Source organism: Halomonas sp. NO4, from assembly GCF_010994375.1.
GTDB lineage: Bacteria > Pseudomonadota > Gammaproteobacteria > Pseudomonadales > Halomonadaceae > Halomonas.
Genome location: NZ_WHMA01000011.1, coordinates 26,041 through 50,862 on the forward strand (window position 1 = coordinate 26,041; position 24,822 = coordinate 50,862).

The following is a 24,822-nucleotide window of genomic DNA, read 5'->3' on the forward strand; positions in this document are numbered from 1 at the left end:
AATGAGTCAATCCTTCGACGATATCAGCGCCCAGCTGAGGAAGCGCCACCGCAAGTCGGCGCGTCTCAAGTGGATCTCCATGGGGGCCCTGGGGCTGGCCGGCCTCTTCCTGGTGCTGTTCTTCGCCGACATGCTGGGCAAGGGCCTGCCGGCCTTCCAGCAGGCCCAGATACAGGTCGAGATCGATTACAACGAGGAGGCCCAGCGGATGGGGCGGGCTGCCCTGGATCCCGAGGTGTCGCGGCTGGTGAGCCGCACCTTCGAGCGCTTGATCCCGGGGCAGATTCGCGACAATCCCGAACTGCTGGGCACCACCGAGACCCGCTGGGTGCTGGCGGACAGCCAGGTCGACCAGTACCTCAAGAGGCATCGCCACAAGCTCAACGAAGCCCAGCAGGCCACCGTGGACGAACTGGTGGAAGAGGGCCGGGTGGAGCTGAAGTTCAATACGACCTTCTTCACCACGGGCGATTCCAAGATGCCCGAGGCCTCGGGGATCCTCTCCGCCGCCGTGGGCACCGTGCTGACCATGCTGGTGACCCTGGCCATCGCCTTTCCCATCGGCGTGATGACGGCGGTTTACCTAGAGGAGTTTGCGCCGGACAACCGGTTCACCCAGTTCATCGAGATCAACATCAACAACCTGGCGGCGATCCCTTCGATCCTGTTCGGCCTGCTGGGCCTGGCGATCTTCATCAACTTCTTCGGCGTCCCGCGCTCTTCGCCGTTGGTGGGCGGCATGACACTGGCGCTGATGACCCTGCCGGTGATCATCATTGCCACGCGCACGGCGCTGCGCAGCGTACCGGACTCCATCCGCCACGCCGCCTTCGGGGTGGGCTGCTCGCGCTGGCAGGTGGTGCGCGACCACGTCCTGCCACTGGCCATGCCCGGCATCATGACCGGCTCGATCATCGGCCTGGCCCAGGCCATGGGGGAAACCGCGCCGCTGATCATCGTGGGCATGGTGGCCTTCATTCCCGATGTCTCGGCGTCGTTCACCCAGGCCGCCACGGTGCTGCCGGCGCAGGTCTTCACCTGGGCAGGCGAACCCGAACGGGCCTTCGTCGAGAAGACCGCCGGTGGCATCCTGGTGCTGCTGTCGATCCTGATCTTTTTGAACGCCACCGCCGTCATCCTGCGCAAGAAATTCGAGCGTCGCTGGTAAGCGCCAGCCCGTTACAGAGGACGATTTCATGACTTCCCTGCAAAGCACGACTCCCAAGGTGGCTGTCAATTCGCCCGAGCCCGAGGTCGGTCAACCGGTCACGCGCAATGAACAGGCCTGCCACGACCTGAGTATCCGCGTGCGCGACCTTAGCCTGTGGTACGGCGAGACCCAGGCGCTCAAGAGCCTCAGTATCGACATCTTCCAGAAGAACGTCACCGCCTTGATCGGCCCCTCCGGGTGCGGCAAGTCGACCTTCCTGCGCTGCCTCAATCGCATGAACGACCTGATTCCCGGCGTGACGATCCGCGGCCTCGTCGAGATGGACGGTTTCGACGTCAACGCCGTGAAAATGGACGAGGTCGCCTTGCGCCGCCGCGTGGGGATGGTGTTCCAGAAGCCCAATCCCTTTCCCAAGTCGATCTACGAAAACGTTGCCTATGCCCCGCGCATGCACGACCTGGTGAGCCGCAAGGCCGATCAGGACGAGCTGGTGGAAAAGGCGCTGCGTGATGCCGGCCTGTGGGAGGAGGTGAAGGACAAGCTGCACCAGCCCGGCACCTCGCTCTCCGGCGGCCAGCAGCAGCGCCTGTGCATTGCCCGGGCCATCGCCGTGCAGCCCGATGTCATCCTGATGGACGAGCCCACCTCGGCCCTGGACCCCATCTCCACGGCGACCATCGAGGATCTGATGGACAAGCTCAAGCAGCAGTTCACCATCATCACGGTGACCCACAACATGCAGCAGGCGGCGCGGGTGGCCGACTACACGGCGTTTTTCCACCTCGGCGAGATCATCGAGTACAACGACACCCAGATGATGTTCTCGAGCCCCGCGACCAAGAAGGCAGAGGACTACATCACCGGCCGCTACGGCTGAGCGTCTCACGCCAGCGACTCTTCAGGCACGGCGGCGGGTCTTCCGCCGCCGCGCTTTCTTTTGTTCGGACTGCCAACGCCGCATGTCCACGGTGACACCGTATCGTCATCTTGTCCCGCTAATGTAGCGAAACCTACATAGCGGAACAGAGATCCCCCCATGAAACGGCTCGACAACATGACCGTCAGGACGAGCTGGACCCTCGTACTGGTGGCCTTCAGCACCCTGATTCTGGCCATCGGCGGACTGGGGCTCGCCGCCAATCAGGTGGGGCGCGAGGCCTTTGCCACGCTGAACGAGACCAACGTGCGCCAGGAGCGTGACCTCAATGCGGCCTACAATGCCCTGCTGCGCGCACGCGTCGAAATGGATCGTGCTGCCGAACTGCTGCGTACCCCTTCCTTCGACCGTCCGGGTCCGGTCATCGAATCGGCAGAGGCGCTGCTGGACGATGCCAGCCGGGCGTTCCAGCGCTTTCTCGAGGCGCCTCACGAGCGCGATCAGCAGGCGCTGGTCGAGACGCTGGAAGAGCACTTTCGCTCGCTGCACGACAACAACCTGCGCTTGCAACTGGGGTTGCTGCAGGACGCCGACGTCACCGGCTATCTTTCCGGACAGTCGCGAGTGACGCAGAGCAGCGAGCGCTTCATCGAGACCATCGACGCTTTTTTCGACCGTAACCAGCTGCTGGGCCAGCACCTCGCCGAGCGTTTCGGACGGACCTCGGACTGGTTGAACGGGGGCGTGGTCGGCACTCTGCTGGCGGCGCTGGCGCTGATCGCCGTCGTGGTGTGGGGCGTGCGCGTCAACGTGCTGAAGCCCTTACGGCGCATCGTCGAGCACTTCCAGCGAATCGCCGCCGGCGATCTGGCGACGCCGGTGGAGCGGCGCGGCAACAATGAGATCGGCCAGCTGTTCGCTGAGCTGGCTACCATGCAGCGCTCGCTCACCGACACCGTCGGCCGTGTACTGGCGAGCAGCGAGCGGGTCCATCATGGCAGCCTGGCCCTGGCGGAAGGCAACCAGTCATTGGCGAGCCAGACCCAACAGCAGGCGTCGGCCCTGGAGCAGACGGCATCGAGCCTCGAGGAGCTGACCGCCACCGTGGCGCAAAATGCCGAACACGCCCAGGGCGTCAGTCGCTCGGCGGATGATGCGTCCGCCAAGGCGCGGGAGGGGGATGCGGTGATCCAGCAGTTCCTGACCACCATGGAGGCGATCCATGGCCACTCCGACGAGATTCAGTCCATTATCGGCCTGATCGAGAGCATCGCCTTCCAGACCAATATTCTGGCCCTGAACGCCTCGGTGGAAGCCGCCCGCGCCGGCGACCAGGGCCGTGGTTTCGCCGTGGTGGCCACGGAGGTGCGCGACCTGGCCACGCGCAGTGCCAGTGCGGCCAAGGAGATCCGCAGCCGCATCCAGGCCTCGAGCCAGAGTATCGAACAAGGCAATGCGCTCTCTCGTGAAGCGGCCGAGCACACTCGGGCGATTCTTGTCGCCATAGAACGGGTCAGTGTGCTGATGGGCGAGATATCCCGGGCCTCCAGCGAGCAGCGACACGGCATCGAGCAGGTCAACCAGGCGATGCTACAGATGGAAACCACTACCCAGGACAGCGCACGCCTGGTGGAAGGCGCGGCCGGCAATGCGGCGGCACTCGCCGACGAAGCGCAGCGCATGCATGACTATGCGCGGCGTTTCTCGCTGACGGCCGCTGAGAATGGGGATGAGGTGGCGGCGATGCCGGCCGGCGCCGATATGTCACGCTGGCTGGAGATGGCGCTCCGGGATCCGGAGTCGCGCGCGACGCAAGGCGATACGCTGGCGGCCTGTTGAGGGCGAAGCTACCGTTGCAAGCGGTGTGGCTGGTGCCAGTGTCATGGGACGGTCATGTTAGTGTGCTTGGATAGTTTATATATGGAATTTCATATATTATGACGCCAGCGCAATTACACTTGGCACAGCGCCGCACTTTCCAGGAGATCATTCATGACCTTGCGCATCGGCATCAACGGTTTCGGTCGCATGGGGCGACTGACGTTTCGCAGCTTGTGGCCCCATGTCCAGCGGGGCGACGTCGAGGTGGTGCGCATCAACGACCCGGGCGGCGATGCTGCAACCTTCGTCCACTTGCTGGAGTTCGACTCCGTTCACGGCCAGTGGGCGCCGGGGCAGGGCATTCAGGCCGACGGCGAGGCCCTCGTGGTCGACGGCAAGTCCATCGCCTTCAGCGCCAACCGCGGCTTCGGCGACAGCGACTGGTCGGGCTGCGATGTGGTGATCGAAGCCTCGGGCACGGTCAAGAAGAGCACGCAGCTTGCCCCCTACTTCGACCAGGGCGTGGCCCGCATGGTGGTGACGGCGCCGCTCAAGGACGGCGACGTGCTCAACGTGGTGATGGGCGTCAATGACGACAAGTACGATCCCGAGGTGCACCGCATCGTCACCGCGGCGAGTTGCACTACCAACTGCCTGGCGCCGGCGGTGAAGGTGATTCACGAGACCTTCGGCATTCGCCACGGCTCCATGACCACGGTGCACGACATCACCAATACCCAGACGATCCTCGACGCCCCGCACAAGGATCTCCGCCGGGCCCGGGCCTGCGGCATGAGCCTGATCCCCACCACCACCGGCTCGGCCAAGGCGATCACGGCGATCTTCCCGGAGCTCACCGGCAAGCTCAACGGCCACGCCGTGCGCGTGCCGCTGGCCAACGCTTCGCTCACCGACATGGTCTTCGAACTGGAGCGCGAGGTCACCGTGGAGGAGGTCAATGCGGCGCTCGAGGCCGCCGCCGAGGGCGAACTCGCCGGCATCCTGGGCTATGAGGAGCGCCCGTTGGTCTCCATCGACTACCGCACCGATCCGCGCAGCTCGATCATCGATGCGCTCTCGACCATGGTGGTGAACGGCACCCAGCTCAAGCTCTACGCCTGGTACGACAACGAGTGGGGCTACGCCAACCGTACCGCCGAGCTGGCCCTGAAGGTGGGACGTGGACAGGTGGGCAATGCCTGACGCAAGACTTGCAAGTCGACTGAAGGCGCTGCCTTTCGAGGTTCGCCAGTACCTGCTGATCACCGGCAACTACTGGGCCTTCACCCTCACCGATGGCGCCCTGCGCATGCTGGTGGTGCTTCATTTCCACCAGCTGGGCTACAGCCCATTGGAAGTGGCCATGCTGTTCCTCTTTTACGAGGCCTTCGGGGTGGTCACCAACCTGGTGGGGGGCTGGCTGGGCGCGCGCCTGGGGCTCAATCGCACCATGAACGTGGGCCTCGGCCTGCAGATCGTGGCGCTGGCGATGCTGATGGTGCCCGCGGCGGCGTTGACCGTGCCCTGGGTGATGGCGGCCCAGGCGCTCTCGGGGATCGCCAAGGACCTCAACAAGATGAGCGCCAAGAGCGCGGTCAAGGTGCTGGTGCCCAAGGAGAGCGCCAGTGCGCAGAGCGCGCTCTACCGCTGGGTGGCGATCCTTACCGGCTCGAAGAACGCACTGAAGGGCGCGGGCTTCTTCCTCGGCGGGCTGCTGCTCACGCTGATCGGCTTCCGCGGTGCCGTCATCGCCATGGCGGTGATGCTCGCTGGCGTGCTGGCGCTGTCGCTGGTCCGTCTCAAGGCCGACCTGGGGCGCCAGAAGCACAAGCCCAAGTTCTCCGAGGCGTTCTCCAAGTCGCGGGCGGTCAACGTGCTCTCGGCGGCCAGGCTGTGCCTGTTCGCGGCGCGCGACGTCTGGTTCGTGGTGGCCCTGCCGGTGTTCCTCTACGACCAGCACGGCTGGAGCCACTGGACGGTAGGGGGTCTGCTGGCCATCTGGGTGATCGGCTACGGCGGCGTGCAGACCCAGGCACCGCGCCTGACCGGCCTGATCCACGGCGGCGCGCGCGCCGTCACGGTGTTCTGGGCGCTGGCCCTGGCCGGCCTGCCGGCACTGCTCGCGTTGTTGCCGCTGGAAGCGGTGGGCTGGTTGGTGGCGGGGCTGCTGGCCTTCGGCGTGCTCTTCGCCATCAACTCGAGCTGGCACAGCTATCTGATCGTGCACTTTGCCCGCGCCGACGGTGTCTCCATGGACGTGGGCTTCTACTACATGGCCAACGCCATGGGGCGACTCGCCGGCACGGTGCTCTCGGGTTGGCTCTACCAGTTCTACGGGCTCGCCGCCTGCCTGTGGGTCTCGGCGGCCCTGGTGGCGGCCAGCGCGGCGATGGCCCTGGCCCTGCCCCGGCAGGCAGCCGCCCATTGAGGTGTCCTTGGCCCTGGCTTCGCGCCCGGGGCCGGGTGACGTAGAATCGCCGCTGAACCCTTCCTGGAATGGCCCCTCATGCCGCTGGACTCTATCCGCCTTTTCAAGTGCCTGGCCGATGACACCCGCCTGATGCTGATGCTGCTGATTCTGCGCGAGGGCGAACTCTGCGTGTGCGAGATGACCCACGCCCTCGAGGAGTCGCAACCCAAGGTATCGCGGCACCTGGCGCAGCTGCGCAACTGCGGCCTGCTCAACGACAGCCGCGAGGGGCAGTGGGTCCATTACGCGCTCGCCCCGGCGTTGCCCGAGTGGGTGGGGCCCATTCTCGAATCGGCGGCCAAGGCGGAGGCGTCACGCCTTGCTGCGTTGCAGACTCGGCTGGCGGCCATGGGCAATCGGCCGGAGCGTCGCGCGGCGCTCTGCTGAGCCTCCTTACTCGTCGGGCGTGGGTTTTCCCGGAGCGTCCGATTGGGCGGGGATGGCTGGGCTGGTTCGTGCGGCAGGAATCGTCGAGCCAGCCAGGCCGCGCATCACCCAGAGCCCGAGCACAGGCCCCGGCAGCAGCCACCATACCACCCAGGCGCCCTGCAGCGACCACAGCGCGGTGGTGAGAGAAATGGCCGGAATGGTCAGGGCGAAGCCCACGGCGTTCATTACCGCCAGGGTGGAGCCCACCCGTTCCCGCGGGGCACTGGCGGCTGCCAGCGCCGAGAACTGCGGTGAATCGGCGATGACGGTCAGGCCCCAGAGGATCAGCAGTCCCAGCAGCAGGCCGGGCGGCAGCCAGGGAAGGAGCGGGTAGGCCAAGCAGATCAGCCCCGAGATGGCCAGGGCGCGACGCGCCACCCACAGGCTGCCCAGGCGGCGGCTGAGCTGACCGCCACCCACACAGCCGACCAGCCCCAGGGCGATGACGCCGAACGACAGCCAGGGAATCCACGCCTCCGGGGCGCCGAGCCGCGCCACTTCCCGGGCGACTAGGAAGGGGGTGAGCGTCCAGAAGGCGTAGAGCTCCCAGCAGTGGCCGAAGTAGCCGCCCGCCACGGCGCGAAAGCGCGCCTCGCGCAGGGCCGCCAGGCCGTCGAGCAGCCGCGCCTTGCCGCTCGACGCCGGCAGGTGCGGGCCGTCGCCCAGGGCCAGGATTGCCGCGCCGCCAACCAACGCCAGAGCGGAAGCGCCGAGCAGTGGCCACTCCCACGGCATGCCCAGAGTGGTGCCGCGTAGCAAGTGGGGCAGGGCGGTACCCAGGGTCAGCATGCCGACGAGCCAGGCGAGCGCGGCGCCGGAGTGCCTGGGGGTCCAGCCGATGACGAGCTTCATGCCCAGCGGGTATATGCCGGCGAGACACAACCCGGTCAGAAAACGCAGCGACAGCGCCAGGGGGAACTGTGCGGCCACCAGCACGAACCCGGCATTGGTGAGGGCCCCGGCCAGGCAGGCGATGGCGAAGATGCGGCTGGCGCGGAAGCGGTCGGCCAGGCCGGTGGTGGCGATGGTTAAGGTGCCGAGAATGAAGCCCGCTTGCACACTGAGCGTGAGGCGGCCGAGATCTGCCTCGGAAAAGCCCAGGTCGCGCGACAGCGCCAGACCCACGCCGTTGACGGAGAACCACAGCGAGGTTCCGCAAAGTTGGGCGAGCACGATGACGGCAAGCGGGTGGCGTTGCCAGAGGGTGTTGTTCATCGCGTCATCCTCTCCCCGCGAGCCCGGCGAGGCAAGCGCCACCCTGGCAGGCGTCAGCCGGCCGGGGCGGCTCCAGGAAAGTGCTCCCGGGTGCTGTTGGCGATGCGCACCAGGGCGAGCATCAGCGGTACCTCCACCAGCACGCCCACCACGGTGGCCAGCGCCGCACCGGACTGCAGCCCGAACAGGGCGATGGCGGCGGCCACGGCCAGCTCGAAGAAGTTGCTGGCGCCGATCATGGCGCCGGGGGCAGCGACGTTGTGGGGCACCTTCCACGCCTTGGCCCAGCCGTAGGCGATGAAGAAGATCAAAAAGGTCTGAATGATCAGCGGGATGGCGATCAGCACGATGTGCAGTGGCGCCTCGAGGATCACCTCGCCCTGGAAGGCGAACAGCAGCACCAGCGTCACGATCAACCCAATCGGAGTCACCGGGCCAATACGCTTCATAAAGACGTCGTCGTACCACTCGATGCCGCGGCGGGCGATCAGCGTCCGTCGGGTCAGGTAGCCGGCCGTGAGCGGGATGACGATGTAGAGCACTACCGACAGCGCCACCGTGTCCCAGGGCACCTGGATGTTGGAGACGCCGAGCAGGAAGACCACGATGGGCGCGAAGGCGAACAGCATGATCAGGTCGTTGAGCGAGACCTGCACCAGGGTGTAGGCGGCGTCGCCGCGGGTCAGGGTGCTCCACACGAAGACCATGGCGGTGCAGGGCGCCGCGCCGAGCAGGATGGCGCCGGCGAGATACTGGCTGGCCAGCGGCTCCGGAATGAAGGGCCGGAACACCACCATCAGGAAGAACCAGGCGATGGCGAACATGGTGAAGGGCTTGATCAGCCAGTTCACCGTGGTGGTGATGACCAATCCCTTGGGCTGGCGGCGCACACCGAGCACGGCGGAGAAGTCGATCTGCGCCATCATCGGGAAGATCATCGCCCAGATCAGGATGGCTACCGGGATCGACACCTGAGCGTACTCGAAGCGCGACAGGGTCTCGGGAATCATCGGTGCAAACTGGCCCAGCAGCACCCCGGCGACGATGGCCAGGGCCACCCACAGGGAGAGAAAGCGTTCGAAGAGGCCCATGCCATCGACGGTGCTGGGGGCCTGCGTGTCCTGGTGTGCGGTCATGCACGACTCCTTCATGGGAAAGTCGAATATATATGGAGATACGTATATGATACGGCGAATGGGATGAAGTGACTACTGTTGGCGAGGACTGTTGGCGAGGAAAGGGCGCAGCCGTGGGGCATTCGCTCGGCCGGTGGCGATGGCGGTTTCCCTGCCGCCCGACTTGAAGCGCAAGCGGCCAGGGCGTCAAACTGCGTTGCATCAGGCGATGGCATTCCTCCCGGCCCGACGCCGAACCCTTGCGCTCGTGATCGATACTGCCTGTACAGCGTGCTTGGGGTGCGTGCCGAGGTGCGCGCCTCTCTTTACGTCAAGTTCGTTGCACCACACGACAGAAGGATGATGTCCATGTGGCTATCGATGCTGGCTATCAGTGCGGGTGCCGTGCTCGGTGCGAACCTGCGCTGGGGGCTCGGCGTGTGGCTGAATGCGCTCTTTCCGGCCATTCCACCGGGAACCCTCATCGCCAACCTGCTCGGCGGCTGGGCGATCGGCGTGGCTATCGCCCTGTTCGCCCACCTGCCGCAGATAGCGCCGGAATGGCGCCTGTTCCTGATCACCGGGTTTCTGGGGGCGCTGACGACCTTTTCCGCCTTCTCCGCGGAAATCTTCACCCAGATCCAGGCCGAGAGATGGGGCATGGCACTGCTGGGGGTCGTCGTCCATGTGGGCGGCTCGCTGATGATGACGGGGTTGGGTATCGCGACCTTTGCGGCGATGAGAGCCTTGATAGGAGCGAGCCGATGAGAACGCTGCAGGACAGATGGGCCGCGGCCTGCATGGCACCGTCGTCTCGCGGTCATCGAGAGCCCGCCTTACCGGGAAGACCTCGCCTTGTCACACGCTGATCCCTTGCGCCTCGAGCGCCTGGCCATCGGCGAGTTGGCCGAGGTCGACCTGACCCTCGCACCCGGCGAGATCCTCTGCCTCTCCGGGGCGAGCGGTTCCGGCAAGAGCCGGCTGTTGCGCGCCATCGCCGACCTGGAGCCGCACGACGGCGAGGCGTGGCTGGGCGACCGGGCCCAGTCGGCCATCCCCGGCCATGCCTGGCGCCGGGCGGTGATGCTGGTGCCCGCGGAGAGCCACTGGTGGGCCGAGCGCGTGGGCGAACACTTCCACGACCCCGAGGAGGCGGACTTGCAGGCTCTGGGCTTCGAGCGCGACGTGCTTGACTGGTCGGTCGCGCGGCTCTCCTCCGGCGAGAAGCAGCGCCTGGCGCTGCTGCGGGCCGTCAGCCGTGAACCGGCCGCGCTGCTGCTCGACGAGCCCACCGCCAACCTTGATGACGCCACGGCGCACCAGGTCGAGGCGTGGCTGGTCGCGCGGATCCGCGAGCACGGTCTGCCGGTCGTGTGGGTCGCCCACGACATCGCGCAGATCCGCCGCGTGGCGGATCGCCACTGCCGCATCAAGGGAGGGACGCTGGAAACCGAGAAGGAGGGCGCATGGACGTGATCGCGCTCTCCTGGTGGCAGCTGGCTGCGGCCGCCTTGCTGGTGATCGCCCTGGCTGGCTGCACGGCCTGGGCGCGGCTGGGCATGAGCCAGAACTTGCTGGTCGCCGCGGCGCGCACCGTGATCCAGCTGGCGCTGGTGGGCCTGGTGCTCGAGGCGCTGTTCGCGGCGGCGGAACTCTACTGGGTGGCGCTCATGGCCTTCGCCATGCTGTTGATCGCCGGGCGCGAGGTGATGGCGCGCCAGAAGCGCCGCCTGCTGGGCGGCTGGGCCTTCGGCATCGGCACCCTGTCGATGTTTCTGTCGTCGTTCACCGTGGCGGTGCTCACGCTCACCCTGATCATCGGTCCCGAGCCCTGGTATCGCCCCCAGTACGCCATTCCGCTGCTGGGCATGATGCTCGGCAACACCATGACCGGCGTGGCCCTGGCGCTGGATCGCCTCACCGATACCGCCTGGCGGCAGCGCGGGGTGATCGAGAACCGCCTGATGCTGGGTCAGCGCTGGCAGGAGGCGATCGGCGACATCCGCCGCGAGGCGATGCGTAGCGGTCTGATGCCGGTGATCAACGCCATGGCCGCCGCCGGGGTGGTGAGCCTGCCGGGCATGATGACAGGCCAGATACTCGCCGGCAGCCCGCCGGCCCTGGCGGTCAAGTACCAGATACTCATCATGTTCACCATCACCCTGGGCACCGGCTTCGGCACCCTGGCGGCAGTGGCAGCGGGCAGCCGGCGGCTGTTCGATTCACGTGAGCGGCTGCGACTGGACCGTCTGTCGGCGCCTGGTTAGCGCCTTACCGTTTCACCCCAGGAAGTCGATGATGGCGGCAATCAGCCGCTCTGGGCTTTCGCGGTGCGGCACGTGCCCGCAGTCGGCGAGGATCCTCGCCTCGGCAGATCCCGCCGTCAGCGCGGCGATGCGCTCGGGCTGCGCGGTCGAGCCGTACTCGTCGAGCTCGCCGTGAATCGCCAGGGTCGGGCAGTGTACCTGGACAAGGGCGTCATCCAGGCGCCACTCGCGGAAGGCCTCCGAGTGCCAGTTGTCGACCCAGGAGCGCAGCACCCACTCGGCCTTGTCGCCGTGGTACTTCGCCAGCCGCGACAGGCCTCCGGGCTCGAGGAAGGCCTGCTCCGCCTCGCGGATGCCGGCCAGGGTGCGCGGCTCGGTGAAGGCCTGGGCCGCCACCGTGATCAGCGCCTCGCAAGCCTGCGGGTACCGGCCGGCCGTGACGGCGGCCATGCTGCCGCCCACGCTGTGACCCAGCAGCGCGAAGCGCTCGACGCCCAGTTGCTCGCGCACGGCGGCGAAGCCCGCCTGTGCCTCGTCGGCGATGAAGCTCTCGGGCTGCGGGCCGGGGTAGGGGGCCGACTGGCCGTAGCCGAGGCGGTCGTAGGCGATCACCTCGCGTCCGGTGGCATGCGCCAGGCGCTCGGGGAAGTCTCGCCATAGGGCGATGCAGCCCAGCGAATCGTGCAGCAGCACGATAGGAGCCGAGCCGCCGTCCGCAGCCGCTTCCGGCGACCAGCGGACGGAATGAAGGTGCCCTTCAGGGGTGTCGACCGGGTGGACCGTCGCCATCAGTCGACCAGTTCCACCGCCACCGCGGTGGCCTCGCCGCCGCCGATGCAGAGGCTGGCGATGCCGCGCTTGCCACCCCGGGTGCGCAGGGCGTGGATCAGCGTGGCGATGATCCGCGAGCCGGTGGAGCCGATGGGGTGGCCCTGGGCGCAGGCGCCGCCGAAGACGTTGACCTTGTCGTGGGGCAGGCCCAGGTCGTCCATGGCCATCAGCGTGACCACGGCGAAGGCCTCGTTGATCTCGAACAGGTCGACATCGTCCACGCCCCACTCGAGTTGATTCATCAGCTTGTCGATGGCGCCCACCGGGGCGATGGTGAACTCGCTGGGGTGGCGCGAGTGGGTGCTGTGGCCCAGCATGCGCGCGAGGGGCTTGGCGCCGAGCCGGTCGGCGGCCGCCTGGCTGGCCAGGATCAGTGCCGAGGCGCCATCGGAGATGGAGCTGGCGTTGGCGGCGGTGATGGTGCCGTCCTTGGCGAAGGCCGGACGCAGGGTGCGGATCTTGTCGAGCTTGGCCTGGAAGGGCTGCTCGTCGTGCTCGACGACCGTCTCGCCCTTGCGGTCGGTGACCGTGACCGGCGCCATCTCGGCGGCCAGGTGGCCGGCGTTGGTGGCCTCCATGGCTCGCTCCAGCGAGGCGATGGCGAAGTCGTCGAGGCGCTCGCGCGAGTAGCCGCGCTCGCTGGCTATATCCTGGGCGAACACGCCCATCAGCTTGCCGGTCTCGGCATCCTCCAGGCCGTCGAGGAACATGTGGTCCTTGAGTTCGCCATGGCCGAGGCGGTAGCCGGTCCGTGCCTTGGTCAGCACGTGGGGCGCGTTGGACATGGATTCCATGCCGCCGGCGAGCATCACCTCGCCGCTGCCGGCGCGGATCAGGTCGTGGACCAGCATGGTGGCCTTCATGCCTGAGCCGCACAGCTTGTTGATGGTGGTGGCGCCGATGCCGTCGGGAATGCCGGCCTGGCGCATCGCCTGGCGGGCCGGGCCCTGCTTGACACCGCCGGGTAGCACGCAGCCCATGATGCCCTCGTCGATTGCATCGGGGGCGATACCGGCACGCTCGATGGCGGCACGGATGGCGGCGGCGGCCAGCTGCGGGGCAGTGAGGCTCGACAGGCTGCCCAGCATGCCGCCCATGGGCGTGCGGGCGGCGGAGAGGAAGACGATATCGTTGGCGTGGCTCATGGCGTGTCTCCTGGCTTGTGATTGTTGGCGATGTCTCGGTGGCCGTGCGAGCGGAGAGTGGCACGGCGGCTGCCCGCTGGCGCCGCTGCCGCGGAAGTCGCGTTGACCTCCCGGCGGGGCTGTGCTTTTCTCAAGATCAACCAAGCAAGCGCTAGTGTAAACCCGATGAATGTCGTAAACGAGTCCCCCCGTCGCAAGGAACTGACCCGCCTGGCCGCCCAGCTCTTCGTCCAGGAGGGCTTCGACCGGACCACGGTGCGCATGCTCGCCCACGAGATGGGTATCAAGTCCGGCAGCCTGTTCCATCACTTCCGCGACAAGCAGGAAATCCTCGCGGCGGTGATCGAAGAGGGCACCCAGAACGCACTGCACATCGCCCGCCGGGCCCTCGATAGCTGTGACAGCACGCCCGAGGCACGGTTGCACGCCATGGCGCGTGCCCACCTGGAAACCCTGCTCACCGACCGCAATGCCCACGTCGTGGCTCTCTACGAGTGGCGCCGCCTCGATCCCGAGGCCCGCGACCACCTGATCCACCTGCGCGACGCCTACGAGGCGCTGTGGGAGCAGGTGATCGACGAGGCGCTCGCCGCCGGGCTGATCCACGGCGACCGCTTCCTGGTATCGCGCTTCGTCATGGGCGCGCTCAACTGGACGGTGCGCTGGTACGACCCGGCAGGACCGCGTACGCCCGAGGAACTGGCCGGCGAGCTGATCGGCATGATCACCGCTCCGCGCGCCGTCGCCGCCACGCCCTCGACCATCGTCTAGCCGTCTGTTCCCGCCTCGGGGTTGCCCCGCGGCGGCTTTGCTTCTAGGTTGTACCTAGCGCTTGCTACGTTGACGTTTACGTCAACTGAATCTGCATCCCGTCCTCCGTGACCTTGCGTTCCCATAATCACCGCAGCCAACAATCACAACAGTACAAGAGGGCCCTCCATGAGCCACGCCGCGACCCTTCCCGATTACCAGGAGTATCTCTCGCGCTTCTCCATCGATGACGTCATCGCCCGGCTCGACGACCACGGCGATGGTTGCTTCAACGCCTTCGAGTCCTGCTGCGGCCGCCACCTGCGCGCCGGTCGCGGCGAGGTGGCGGCGCTCATCCACGAAGATAGCGCCGGCAACGTCACCACGCTCAGCTATGCCGAGCTGGATGCCCGCAGTGCCAGGCTGGCCGGCTGGTTCCGCGACCGCGGCCTGGGCGCGGGCGATCGCATCGCCTGCATGCTGCCGCGCTCGCCGGAGCTGCTGGTGGCGGTGCTCGCCACCTGGCGGATCGGCGCCGTCTACCAGCCGCTGTTCACCGCCTTCGGGCCGGACGCCGTCGATTATCGCCTGGGTCGCGCCGACACCAAGCTGGTGATCACCGATCACGCCAACCGCTTCAAGTTCGACGGCCTTACCCAGTGTCCGCCGGTGCTCGCCGTGGGCAGCCCCGCCGCTGAGCACGCCAGCGACCTGGACTGGGCCGATGCCCTGGCCCATGCGCCGATGGAGGAGGTCCCGCCGCGCCTCGCGCCCGAGGCCCCCTTCCTGCAGATGTTCACCTCGGGCACGGTGGGCAAGCCCAAGGGGGTGGCCGTGCCGCTCTCCGGGATGCCGGCCTTCGCGCTCTACATGGAGTTGGCCATCGACCTGCGCGAGACGGACCGCTTCTGGAACATGGCCGACCCGGGCTGGGCCTACGGTCTCTACTACGCCATTGCCGGGCCGCTGCTGCTGGGCGTGACCACCCACTTCTGCGAGGCGGGGTTCAGCGCCGAAGGAGCGCTGGCCTTCATGAAGCGCCACCGCATCACCAACTTCGCCGCCGCGCCCACCGCCTACCGCCTGATGAAGGCCTCGGGGCTCTTCGACGACGCCCACGAGACCCTCGAGCTGCGGGTGGCGAGCTCCGCCGGCGAGCCGCTCAATACCGAGGTGGTGACCTGGGTGGAGCGCTCCCTGGGCTGTCCGGTGATGGACCACTACGGCCAGACCGAGACCGGCATGACTTGCTGCAACCACCATGCCTTGGATCATCCCAAGCACGTCGGCGCCATGGGCGTGCCGATGCCCGGCTACCGCCTGGCGATCCTCGATGCCGAGCACAAGGAGTTGCCCCCGGGCGAGCCCGGCGTGCTGGCGGTGGACATCGCCAACTCCCCGGCGCACTTCTTTGCCGGCTATACCTGGCAAGAGAAGCACCCCTTCGCCGAAGGTTATTACCTGACCGGTGACGTGGTGATCCGCAACGAGGACGGCACCTTCCAGTTCGCCGGCCGCGACGACGACATCATCACCACCGCCGGCTATCGCGTGGGGCCCACCGACGTGGAGAACAGCGTGATGACCCACCCGGCCGTGGCGGAATCCGCCGCCGTGGGCCAACCTGACGAGATCCGTGGCGAGATCATCAAGTCCTACATCGTGCTGCGCGAGGGCTTCGAGGCCAGCGACGCCCTGGCCGACGAAATCCGCCAGCTGGTGCGCGAGCGGCTCTCCACCCACGCCTTCCCGCGGGTGATCGAGTTCGTGGAGACGCTGCCCAAGACCCCGAGCGGCAAGATTCAACGCTTCAAGCTGCGCGCGGACGCTGCTGACAAGGCGCAGGAATTGGCCGAGCCCGCGAAATGAACTGGGAGAGACACTAGATGCAAGTGAAGGACAACACCTTCCTGATCACCGGCGCCGCCTCCGGGCTGGGGGCGGCCACCGCCGAGCGCCTGGTCGCCGCTGGCGGCCGGGTGGTGCTCTGCGACCTGAGCGATGCCGTGGAGTCGCATGCCGAGACCCTCGGGGCAAGCGCCCGCGCGGTGCGCGGCGATGTCACCTCGGGCGACGACATCCAGGCCGCCGTCGAGGCGGCCGTCGAACTCAGCGGCGGCCGCGGCCTGGCCGGGGTGGTGCACTGCGCCGGGGTGGTCAGCGTCGGCAAGCTGGTCGACCGCGAGGGCAATCCCGCGGACCTCGACGCCTACACCCGCACCGTCCAGATTAACCTGGTGGGCACCTTCAACGTGATGCGTCTGGCCGCAGCGGCCATGGCGAAGAACGCGCCCGGAGAGGATGGCGAGCGCGGCGTGATCGTCAACACCGCCTCCATCGCCGCTTTCGACGGGCAGGTGGGACAGTGCGCCTACAGCGCCTCCAAGGCCGGGGTGGTGGGCATGAGCCTGCCGGCGGCCCGGGAGCTCTCGCGCCATGGCATCCGGGTGATGGCCATCGCCCCGGGGGTCTTCGAGACGCCGATGATGAGCGAGATCCCCGACGAGGCGGCCCAGGCCCTGGCCGCTTCGGTCCCCTTTCCCAAGCGACTGGGCAAGCCCGACGAGTTCGCCCGCCTGGCCGAGCAGATCCTCACCAACCCCATGCTCAACGGCGAGACGATTCGCCTGGACGGCGGTATCCGCATGCAGTAGCCGGTCCGGATGGGCATCTGGCTGGCCGACAAGAGGCTGGTGCGCTACTTTATGGCGCGCTAGCCTTTTTTGTTGCCTTGACTGACGGAGACACCCCATGGCCGATCAGGAGGTCTGCAGTGACCTGCAGCTCGATCATCAACTCTGCTTCGCGCTCTATTCCACCTCACTGTTGATGACCAAGTTCTACAAGCCGCTGCTCACGGCGCTGAACCTCACCTACCCGCAGTACCTGGTGATGATGGTGCTGTGGGAGGAGGACGGCCTCAGTGCCGGCGCCGTCAGTCAGAAACTCTACACCGACACCGGCTCGCTCACGCCCGTCTTCAAGCGCCTGGCCCGCGAGGGGCTGCTCGAACGGGTGCGCAGCGAGCGCGACGAACGCGTGGTGGAGCTCCGCCTGACCGAGGCCGGCCGCAGGTTGCGCGAACGGGCCCGCGAGATCCCCGACTGCGTGGTGATGGCCAGCGGCCAGGGTTTCGACGCGCTTGACGACCTCAAGGAGCGGTTGGAGACGTTGCGGGGGCGGCTCAAGGACGCCATGCCCTGAGCGGCTTGCCGGCCTGTCAGCGGGAATTTAAAACGAACGCTTGACTTGGCTGGTATCGATCGCTAGTTTTCAAACATGTGTTTGAAAGCGGCGCTTGCGGTAGCGTGCGTCCGACGTCTTCTGGAGAGAGCGATATGCCCGACTATCAGGCCCCCCTACGCGACCTGCGCTTCGTGATGGACGAGATGCTGGACTATCCGGCCCACTACGAGCGCCTGCCCGGCGGCGAGGAGGCCTCGCCCGATGTCGTCGCGGCGATTCTCGAGGAGGGCGCGCGCTTTGCGCGCGAGGTGCTGCTGCCGCTCAACCAGAGTGGCGACCGGGAGGGTTGCCTGCTGGAGGGCGGGGACGTCAAGACGCCCAAGGGCTTCAAGGAGGCCTACGCCCAGTATGTGGAGGGCGGATGGCCGAGCCTGGCCGCCGATCCCGAACACGGCGGCCAGGGCCTGCCGCACTCGCTTGCCATGGTGCTCAACGAGATGATCTGCGCCACCAACCTGGCGTGGGGCATGTACCCGGGGCTCTCCCACGGCGCCGCCGATGCCCTGCGTCACCACGGTACCGCGGAGCAGCAGACCACCTATCTCACCAAGCTGGTCGAGGGAACCTGGACCGGCACCATGTGCCTCACCGAGCCGCACTGCGGTACCGACCTGGGGCTGATCAAGACCCGCGCCGTGCCCACCGACGATGGTGCCTTTGACATCACCGGCACCAAGATCTTCATCTCCGCCGGCGAGCACGACCTGGCCGAGAACATCGTCCACCTGGTGCTGGCTAAGCTGCCCGACGCCCCGGCGGGCTCCAAGGGCATCTCGCTCTTCGTGGTGCCCAAGTATCTGCCGACTGACGCGGGGGAACCCGGCGAGCGCAACGGCGTGGCGTGCGGCTCGCTCGAGCACAAGATGGGCATCCACGGCAACGCCACCTGCGTGATGAACTTCGACGGGGCCAAGGGCTTCCTGGTGGGCGCCCCCCACAAGGGCCTGGCCTGCATGTTCACCATGATGAACGCCGCCCGAATCGGCGTGGGCATCCAGGGTCTGGGCCTTACCGAGGCGAGCTTCCAGAACGCCCTGGCCTACGCCCGCGACCGTCTGCAGATGCGTGCGCTCGCAGGTCCTAAGGTTCCTGAGAAGCCGGCCGATCCGATCATCGTCCACCCGGACGTGCGGCGCATGCTGCTGACCCAGAAGGCCTTCGCCGAGGGTGGCCGGATGCTGGTGCTCTACACCGCCCAGATGATTGATATCGTCGAGCACGGCATCGACGCCGATGAGCGCGAGCGTGCCGAGACCCTGCTGGGCCTGCTCACCCCCATCGTCAAGGCGTTTCTCACCGAGGTGGGCTTCGAGGCCACCAATGAGGGCGTGCAGGTGTTCGGCGGCCACGGCTTCATCCAGGAGTGGGGCATGGAGCAACTGGTGCGCGACGCCCGCATCACCCGCCTCTACGAGGGCACCACCGGTATCCAGGCCCTCGACCTGCTGGGGCGAAAAGTGCTGATGAGCCAGGGCGAGACGCTCAAGGTCTTCACCAAGGAAATCCACCAGTTCTGCCAGGCAGAGGAGGGCAACGTCGAGCTCGCCGAATTCGTGCGGCCGTTGGCCAAGCTCAACCAGGAGTGGGGCGAACTCACCATGGGCATCGGCATGAAGGCCATGGCCGACCGCGAGGAAGTGGGCGCGGCGAGCGTCGACTACCTGATGTACTCGGGCTACGCGACCCTGGCCTACCTCTTCGCCCGGGCTGCCAGGCAGGCCAAGACGGCATTGGCCGAGAGCACCGAGGACGCCGCCTTCTATCGCGCCAAGCTCAACACCGCGCGCTTCTTCTACCAGCGCCTGCTGCCGCGCACCCGCGCCCACAAGCAGGCCATCGAGGCCGGTGCTGAGACACTGATGGCGCTCTCCGCCGAGGACTTCGGCCTGGGCTTCGAGATTTGATGACGGAACCCAGGGCAAGCGAGCACGCTTCCGATCGGTAGTGCTCGATGGGTGGCGGGGAGGGCCCCGCCGCTTTTTTGCCGTTGTGTTCGGCACACCATTGACGGTTTGATTGACGGACGCAAGAGGCGCAGAGTTGATGGGTAAGGCGGTGGCCCATCTGCCCTGCCGTACTAGCGGAGCTCTAGCCCCATGCACGTCTTTGCCAACCCGGTCGGTGCCGGATCCCTCTGGTTCGACAACCTCGCCACCGCCGACGGAACACCCGTTGCGTATGATCCGCAGGCCAGGGCCTTTCTGCCCATGCCGCCGTTCTGCGTCAACCGGGAGGTGATCGGCTGCAACTGGATCGCGCCTGAGCAGGGGGCGTTCTGTCGCTCCTGCGCCATGACGGCGCTGGCGCCGGATACCTCCATCCCCAATGCCATGCCCAACTGGGCCCAGACCGAGGCCGCCAAGCGCTGGGTGCTCGACAATTTGGGTCGCTGGCACTGGTTCCGGCCCGAGGACCCCGGCACGCGTCCCGTGTTTCACATGCTGGCCGAGGGCCCGACGCCTGTGCCCATGGGCCATGCCGGGGGCGTGGTGACGATCAGCGTAGCCGAGGCAGATCCGGTCCTGAGCACCACCCGTCGAGAAGCCCTGGAAGAGCCCTACCGCACCATGATCGGCCACATGCGCCATGAGATCGCGCATATGCTCTGGTGGCGTCTCAGCCTGCGCGAGGACTTTCTCACCGCCTTCCGGACCATGTTCGGGGATGAGCGGGTGGATTATCCCACCGCGCTCGAGCGCCATTACCATGACGGCCCGCCGCCCGGCTGGCGGGCGAGCTTCCTGACCTCCTATGCCTCGGCGCATCCTCACGAGGACTGGGCCGAGACGGCTGCCCACCTGCTCCACCTTACCGATATCAGCGATAGCTTCGTCGCGGCAGGCCTCTCTTCGCCAGAGCTTCCGAGCTCGGGCTGGGAACCTTACATGGAACCTGACGCCGAGCGCTTGATCCATGTCGCGGCCAGCCTGGTGGCGGGGGTCAACCACGTCAACCGCTCCATGGGGCTGTCCGACCTCTATCCCTTCGTGTTGTCGGAAACCGCGCTCCGCAAGCTTGTCTTCGTGCATGGCTGGCTACGCCGAGGCGCCCAGGGGCTTTGAGCCGGCCGAGATCACCTTCTACACCAACCCGTTCTCGCGGGGCGGCATCGTCCACTGGATGCTCGAGGAGCTCAGCGTGCCCTACCGCACGGTGCTCCTCGAGTACGGCACCACCATGAAATCGCCCGATTACCTAGCCCTCAATCCCATGGGCAAGGTGCCGGCGATCCGCCACGGCAAGGTCGTGGTGACCGAGGCTGCCGCGATCTGCTCCTATCTCGCCGATGCCTTCCCCGAGGCCTACCGGATTCTCGGGCGGTTGGACGGGTAAGCCCCCTCAGAGGCCGTGAAGGCGGCGGTGCAGGCCACGGATGCGTTCGGCGAGCTCCGGCACCGGTCCTTCTACCACGGCTCCCGGTACCACGGTCTGGATCGGCAGCGGTGCCACCGGCGCCGGGCCAACGCCCATCGCCTCGAGCCAGCTCCCCAGCTGCTCCGACGAGCTGGCGTAGACGATGCGCCCCAGCCGCACCCAGCCGTGGGCCGCCGCACACATCGGGCAGTGCTCCCCAGAGGTGTAGACCGTGGCCCGCGCCCGCTCGTCGGGCGTCAGGTGCTGCGCCGCCCAGCGCGCCAGGTAGAACTCCGGATGCTGGGTGCTGTCGCCGCCGGCCACATGGTTGTGGTCCTCCGCCAGCACCTCTCCATCGCCGCTCACCAGCACCGAGCCGAAGGGCTCGTCGCCCGCCCCTAGCGCCTGCTCCGCCAGCGTCACGCAGCGCTCCAGGTGCTTCATGTCATTGGCATCGATCATGGCGGCCTCTCCCGTGGGTGATTGGCTTGACCCACAGCATAGAGTCGAAAGTCGGGCTCTGGCGATGAACCCTTTGCTGGGCTAGGCAAGAGAGCCGATCATGTGTCGACGATTCTGGTGTCAGAGACCAGGTCATGGATTGCTACGGCGTGCGACCGCCAGTTCTGCAATAGGGCCCTTGAGAAGGTTCATCAGATTACCGAAATAGCCATCCGAACGGGCAGGCCGGTTGGGATCGGAGGTGATCGCGACGGCCAGGTCGAGTTCTGGGTGTGCCGCAATGATCTGGCCACCATAGCCTCGCGCCAGCACGAAGCCGCTATCGCTGATGAACCATCCGTACCCGTATCCCATCCCCGAATAGGGCGAGCGCCCCCGGGGCATGACGGAGGCGCGGATCCAGTCGGCGGGAATCACCTGTTCGCCTGCGAAGCGGCCGGTATCCCGCATCAATAGCGCCAGCGAGAGCATGGCGCGGGGCGTTACCGCCATTTCGTTGCCGCCGAGATAGTAGCCCTGCGGGTCGTGTACCCAGGGCGGCACCTCGAACCCCATCGGCTCCCCCAGGCGCTGTCGTGCAAGCCGGAGCAGGCTCTGCCCTGAGGCCTCGGCCATGGCGGCGCCCAGCACATGGGTGGTGCCGGTTGAATAGATCATGCGGCTGCCGGGCTCGGCCACCATGGGCCTGGTCAGGGCATTGGCAACCCAGTTGGGCGATGCTACCCAGGCGCCGTAGCGCTCACCCGAGGTGCTTTCGAGGCCCGCCTGCAGCGTCACCAGGTCTTCCATCGTCATATCGTCCACGCCCTGGGTGGCATTCGGTGGCACGATCGAGGGCGAAACGTCGACCAGCCGGCTCGTGACCGACGGGATCTCGCCTTTCGCAATGCAGGTACCCAGCAGCAAGGCCACGACACTCTTCGAGCAGGACTTGATGTTCGCCAGTCCCTCCAGGCCGGGGCCTTTCGGCGCTTCGGCCACGATCACCTCGTCGCCGAGCTGAACCTGAATCGAGTGCAGCTGGTCGAGTGCAGCCAATGCCCGGTCGAGCGTGGAGGTGTGCTGTCCAAGCGCCGAAGGCACCAAGGGAACGGTAAGCCCTGCCAGGGCGAGTTGCGAGAAGGCGCGGCGGGTAATCATGGGGCGCTGTACCTGTCGGGTTCTGGCGATGGACCCTTCGCTGGACTAGGCTGGGTAACCAATTGTGACTCGTGGCTGGGATCGTGAATGACGATGGATGATCCCGAGTACACGGAAACGTTGGCCAGCATTCGGCACTACAGCAATACACGCTTTGCTTTGCTGACGTTATTCGTCACGGCCACCGCCGGGCTCGTCGTAGCAGTTTTCGGTTCCGCCAGCACTTCCTCGATCCATTCCCGCCAGGTCTCGGTCAGCCGTTGACCGAGCCGTTGCATTCACCGGTCCGGCATGACCGGCGGAGGCTCTCATGGCATTCACTCTGCACCTCTACGCGTCCTCCCTGGCCCTGGGGCTCGGCGGACTGATCCTGTCGATGCGCAAGGGAACGAAACCGCACCGGCTGCTGGGTCGCGCTTCAACTGGGCCTGTGGTGAGCGCGGCCATTCCGCCGGCGGCGTCGGGGCGGGCTCACGCCCGCCACTTGATGTTGCAGCCCATGGAGGGTTTCTGGGTGTCGCTCGGCGCCTTGCCGGCGAGCACCGCATCGACGGCGGCGCGCAGGTCGGCTCCGGTCACCGGCGTTGGCTTACTGGGGCGGCTGTCGTCGAACTGGCCTCGGTAGGCGAGCCGGTGGTCGTGGTCGAAGAGGAAGAAGTCCGGCGTGCAGGCGGCGTCGAAGGCGCGGGCGACGTCCTGGGTCTCGTCCACCAGGTAGGGGAAGGTGTAGCCGCGCCGCTCGATCTCCTCGCGCATCTTCTCGGGGCTGTCGTCCGGGTGGCTGGCGTAGTCGTTGCTGTTGATGCCCACCACGGCGAGCCCCTTGGCTTGGTACTCCCGGGCGAAGTCGGCCAGGGTGTCGGCGATGTGCTTGACGAAGGGGCAGTGGTTGCACATGAACACCACCAGCAGCGGCTGGTCGGCGAAGTCGTCGCTGTTCACTTCCTGGCCCTCGGGGTCTTGCAGGCGAAAGGCGGGCAGGGGGCTGCCGAGGTCGACCATCTGGGACGGTGTCAAGGACATGGGGTACCTCCTCGATTGCGTGGCTCTGCGTTCAGCGTAACAGACGCCACCGGGGCAGGCGGCGGCGCTGCTCAGTCGCTGCCCGTCGGCGCCTCCCCGAGCGGTGGCAGCGCCAGTATTTCGCGCCGCAGCTCGGCCATGCGGCCGGCCAGCGTCCGGTCCCAGTCGGCCAGGGCGTCGCTCGCCTCCGTCGAGAGGGCGGCGGCGGCCGGGGCCGCGCGAAAGTCCGCCAGCAGGCCGCGTTGGCTGGCGAGGTCCTGGAAATCGCCGAGCAGCGTCTGGCGGGCGGGCAGGCGGTCGAGCAGCTCGCGGTGCCGGTCGGGGGCCAGTTCGCCCAGGTAGCGAACGCGCTTGACCGTCTTGCGCAGCGCGTGGATCGCCTCGTCGGGAGCGTCGTCATCCAGCGCTCGCCACTGGGTATCGTGCCGGGCCATGCGCTCGCCGAGCACCTGCTCGATGGCCTCGGGCTCCAGGCTTTTGAGCAGGTTGCGCAGCGGCTTGGCGTCGAGCGCGTCGCGCCAGCGCTGCAGCTCCTTCTGGTAACGGCGGCTGGCCAGGCGCTGGCACAGCGCGCGGTGTTCGGCCTCGGCCTGATCGTGCAGCCAGGCGGCCACGGCCGGCGCGATGGGGCCCCGCTCGCCCTCGGGGCGGGTCGCCAGGCCCATCAGGAAGACATCCAGGTCGCGCAGGCGGCTGGTGGCGCGGGCGCTGCGTGTCACGCCCTTGAGGGCCTTCTTGACCTTGGGCTTGGGCGTGATGGCGAGCAGCGACTCGGCGATGGCCCGGCTGCGCCGCAGGTTGACCCGGTACTGGTGGAGGAACTCGGGGTCCCAGCCCGCCTTCACGCCCGGCTCCAGGTCGCGGACCCGCTGGTAGTGGTGGAGGAGTCGGGTTCGGATGCGCTCGGGCAGGGGAAGCCCGTCCAGGTCCGGCGCCTTGGGAGCGCTGCGCTTGAACAGCGCATGGCTGACCTCCGTCGGTTCGAGGCTGGCCGCGAGGGTGGCGCACCGCTTGTCGAGCTCCGCCCAGCGCGCGACGGGCAGGGCGAGGTGCAGCGCGCCGCCGGTGGACAGCCGCTCGGGCGGCGGGTCGGCGAGCCACTGGGCCAGTGTCAGCAGGGCCGGGTTGTGGCCGATGAGGGCGAGGGTGTCGTCGTCCGGGGCGCTCTCCCGAAGCCAGCGGCGCAACTGGCGGGCGTCGAAGACATAGAGGTCGTCGGCGTGGTGGGCGCGCTTGGTCAGGTCCTGGGCCGGCAGCGCCACGGCCAGGCCGAGCAGGGTCTGGCGGGCGCGGGTGGCGCTGCTCAGGTGAAGCGCCCCGTCGAAGGCGCCGAGCCGCTCGAGCGGGTGCGCCATGGCGGCGAGCTGACGATGGCCCCGCGGACGCAGCGGGCGTTCGTGGTCCGGCTGATCGCCCTCGGCTTGGCGCGCCTTGGCATGGCGAATCAGGTACAGGTGTTTCATGGCGTACCCTCCGAATCCTCTATCCACTCCTCACACTATCGTG

The 24,822-nt window shown here is 67.2% G+C and carries 25 protein-coding genes; 17 read left to right on the forward strand and 8 right to left on the reverse strand.

What is annotated here, in order from left to right; all coding sequences use genetic code 11:
- Position 1 precedes the first annotated feature (1 nt).
- The 6 genes from pstA to FEF15_RS10100 all read left to right on the forward strand — a co-directional run bounded on the left by pstA (position 2) and on the right by FEF15_RS10100 (position 6,726).
- A complete protein-coding gene (gene pstA, locus FEF15_RS10075; RefSeq protein ID WP_163559040.1) occupies positions 2-1,168 on the forward strand; it encodes a phosphate ABC transporter permease PstA in 1,167 nt (388 codons plus the stop codon).
- A gap of 28 nt (positions 1,169-1,196) precedes the next feature.
- Positions 1,197-2,048 (forward strand): phosphate ABC transporter ATP-binding protein PstB, encoded by an 852-nt coding sequence (gene pstB / locus FEF15_RS10080; RefSeq protein WP_163559041.1) that lies wholly within the window; start codon positions 1,197-1,199, stop codon positions 2,046-2,048.
- A 159-nt stretch (positions 2,049-2,207) separates the two neighbouring features.
- Positions 2,208-3,887 (forward strand): methyl-accepting chemotaxis protein, encoded by a 1,680-nt coding sequence (locus tag FEF15_RS10085; RefSeq protein WP_163559042.1) that lies wholly within the window; start codon positions 2,208-2,210, stop codon positions 3,885-3,887.
- 153 nt (positions 3,888-4,040) lie between these two features.
- Positions 4,041-5,072 carry an ArsJ-associated glyceraldehyde-3-phosphate dehydrogenase gene (locus FEF15_RS10090; protein ID WP_163559043.1) on the forward strand — a complete coding sequence of 344 codons (1,032 nt, stop codon included), beginning with the start codon at positions 4,041-4,043 and terminating at the stop codon, positions 5,070-5,072.
- The gene (gene arsJ, locus FEF15_RS10095; RefSeq protein WP_163559044.1) at positions 5,065-6,297 is read left to right on the forward strand and encodes an organoarsenical effux MFS transporter ArsJ; all 1,233 of its coding nucleotides are present in this window, start codon (positions 5,065-5,067) and stop codon (positions 6,295-6,297) included. The genes FEF15_RS10090 and arsJ overlap by 8 nt, the downstream gene beginning before the upstream one ends.
- Positions 6,298-6,375: 78 nt before the next feature.
- Entirely contained in the window at positions 6,376-6,726 is a 351-nt protein-coding gene (locus FEF15_RS10100) for a metalloregulator ArsR/SmtB family transcription factor (protein ID WP_163559045.1), read from the forward strand.
- Between the two features lie 6 nt (positions 6,727-6,732).
- Here the strand turns inward: FEF15_RS10100 and FEF15_RS10105 are convergent, their stop codons facing one another.
- Positions 6,733-7,983 (reverse strand): MFS transporter, encoded by a 1,251-nt coding sequence (locus FEF15_RS10105; RefSeq protein WP_163559046.1) that lies wholly within the window; start codon positions 7,981-7,983, stop codon positions 6,733-6,735.
- 53 nt (positions 7,984-8,036) lie between these two features.
- Positions 8,037-9,119, reverse strand: coding sequence for an ACR3 family arsenite efflux transporter (gene arsB / locus FEF15_RS10110; RefSeq protein WP_163559047.1), 1,083 nt, complete (start codon positions 9,117-9,119; stop codon positions 8,037-8,039).
- A 348-nt stretch (positions 9,120-9,467) separates the two neighbouring features.
- Between arsB and crcB the strand changes: the two genes are divergently transcribed.
- From crcB to fetB, 3 genes are all read left to right on the forward strand, one after another.
- Positions 9,468-9,866 (forward strand): fluoride efflux transporter CrcB, encoded by a 399-nt coding sequence (crcB, locus tag FEF15_RS10115; RefSeq protein ID WP_163559048.1) that lies wholly within the window; start codon positions 9,468-9,470, stop codon positions 9,864-9,866.
- Positions 9,867-9,953: 87 nt separating this feature from the next.
- Positions 9,954-10,574, forward strand: coding sequence for an ATP-binding cassette domain-containing protein (locus tag FEF15_RS10120; RefSeq protein WP_163559049.1), 621 nt, complete (start codon positions 9,954-9,956; stop codon positions 10,572-10,574).
- Complete coding sequence (gene fetB / locus FEF15_RS10125) at positions 10,565-11,365, forward strand: iron export ABC transporter permease subunit FetB (RefSeq protein WP_163559050.1); 801 nt, start codon at positions 10,565-10,567, stop codon at positions 11,363-11,365. The genes FEF15_RS10120 and fetB overlap by 10 nt, the downstream gene beginning before the upstream one ends.
- Positions 11,366-11,377: 12 nt before the next feature.
- Here fetB and FEF15_RS10130 read toward each other — a convergent pair whose 3' ends face one another.
- Both FEF15_RS10130 and FEF15_RS10135 read right to left on the reverse strand, forming a co-directional pair.
- Positions 11,378-12,154, reverse strand: a complete 777-nt coding sequence (locus tag FEF15_RS10130; protein ID WP_163559051.1) for an alpha/beta hydrolase — start codon at positions 12,152-12,154, stop codon at positions 11,378-11,380.
- The gene (locus FEF15_RS10135; RefSeq protein WP_163559052.1) at positions 12,154-13,341 is read right to left on the reverse strand and encodes an acetyl-CoA C-acyltransferase; all 1,188 of its coding nucleotides are present in this window, start codon (positions 13,339-13,341) and stop codon (positions 12,154-12,156) included. Before FEF15_RS10135 ends, FEF15_RS10130 begins: the two co-directional genes overlap by 1 nt.
- Positions 13,342-13,506: 165 nt before the next feature.
- On the opposite strand from FEF15_RS10135, the gene FEF15_RS10140 reads away from it, so the two are divergent.
- The 7 genes from FEF15_RS10140 (at position 13,507) to FEF15_RS10170 (ending at position 20,670) form a co-directional block, all read left to right on the forward strand.
- Complete coding sequence (locus FEF15_RS10140) at positions 13,507-14,112, forward strand: TetR/AcrR family transcriptional regulator (RefSeq protein WP_163559053.1); 606 nt, start codon at positions 13,507-13,509, stop codon at positions 14,110-14,112.
- A 168-nt stretch (positions 14,113-14,280) separates the two neighbouring features.
- Positions 14,281-15,960, forward strand: a complete 1,680-nt coding sequence (locus FEF15_RS10145; RefSeq protein ID WP_163559054.1) for an AMP-binding protein — start codon at positions 14,281-14,283, stop codon at positions 15,958-15,960.
- A gap of 17 nt (positions 15,961-15,977) precedes the next feature.
- Positions 15,978-16,745 carry an SDR family NAD(P)-dependent oxidoreductase gene (locus FEF15_RS10150; RefSeq protein ID WP_163559055.1) on the forward strand — a complete coding sequence of 256 codons (768 nt, stop codon included), beginning with the start codon at positions 15,978-15,980 and terminating at the stop codon, positions 16,743-16,745.
- Between the two features lie 97 nt (positions 16,746-16,842).
- Positions 16,843-17,295, forward strand: coding sequence for a MarR family transcriptional regulator (locus FEF15_RS10155; RefSeq protein WP_163559056.1), 453 nt, complete (start codon positions 16,843-16,845; stop codon positions 17,293-17,295).
- Positions 17,296-17,429: 134 nt separating this feature from the next.
- A complete protein-coding gene (locus FEF15_RS10160) occupies positions 17,430-19,241 on the forward strand; it encodes an acyl-CoA dehydrogenase C-terminal domain-containing protein (protein ID WP_163559057.1) in 1,812 nt (603 codons plus the stop codon).
- A 192-nt stretch (positions 19,242-19,433) separates the two neighbouring features.
- Positions 19,434-20,399 (forward strand): putative zinc-binding metallopeptidase, encoded by a 966-nt coding sequence (locus FEF15_RS10165; RefSeq protein ID WP_163559058.1) that lies wholly within the window; start codon positions 19,434-19,436, stop codon positions 20,397-20,399.
- Entirely contained in the window at positions 20,365-20,670 is a 306-nt protein-coding gene (locus tag FEF15_RS10170; RefSeq protein ID WP_346427858.1) for a glutathione S-transferase N-terminal domain-containing protein, read from the forward strand. The genes FEF15_RS10165 and FEF15_RS10170 overlap by 35 nt, the downstream gene beginning before the upstream one ends.
- Positions 20,671-20,676: 6 nt before the next feature.
- Here the strand turns inward: FEF15_RS10170 and FEF15_RS10175 are convergent, their stop codons facing one another.
- Both FEF15_RS10175 and FEF15_RS10180 read right to left on the reverse strand, forming a co-directional pair.
- Complete coding sequence (locus FEF15_RS10175) at positions 20,677-21,153, reverse strand: nucleoside deaminase (RefSeq protein WP_163559059.1); 477 nt, start codon at positions 21,151-21,153, stop codon at positions 20,677-20,679.
- Positions 21,154-21,285: 132 nt separating this feature from the next.
- Positions 21,286-22,293 carry a serine hydrolase gene (locus FEF15_RS10180; protein WP_163559060.1) on the reverse strand — a complete coding sequence of 336 codons (1,008 nt, stop codon included), beginning with the start codon at positions 22,291-22,293 and terminating at the stop codon, positions 21,286-21,288.
- Between the two features lie 87 nt (positions 22,294-22,380).
- Between FEF15_RS10180 and FEF15_RS10185 the strand changes: the two genes are divergently transcribed.
- On the forward strand, positions 22,381-22,557 hold the full coding sequence (locus FEF15_RS10185; RefSeq protein ID WP_163559061.1) for a hypothetical protein: 177 nt from the start codon (positions 22,381-22,383) through the stop codon (positions 22,555-22,557).
- A gap of 207 nt (positions 22,558-22,764) precedes the next feature.
- On the opposite strand, the gene FEF15_RS10190 is transcribed toward FEF15_RS10185, so the two are convergent.
- Both FEF15_RS10190 and FEF15_RS10195 read right to left on the reverse strand, forming a co-directional pair.
- A complete protein-coding gene (locus FEF15_RS10190) occupies positions 22,765-23,316 on the reverse strand; it encodes a thioredoxin family protein (protein ID WP_163559062.1) in 552 nt (183 codons plus the stop codon).
- Between the two features lie 71 nt (positions 23,317-23,387).
- Positions 23,388-24,779: a CHAD domain-containing protein gene (locus FEF15_RS10195; RefSeq protein WP_163559063.1), complete on the reverse strand. Its 1,392-nt coding sequence runs from the start codon at positions 24,777-24,779 to the stop codon at positions 23,388-23,390.
- Between the last annotated feature and the right edge of the window lie 43 nt (positions 24,780-24,822).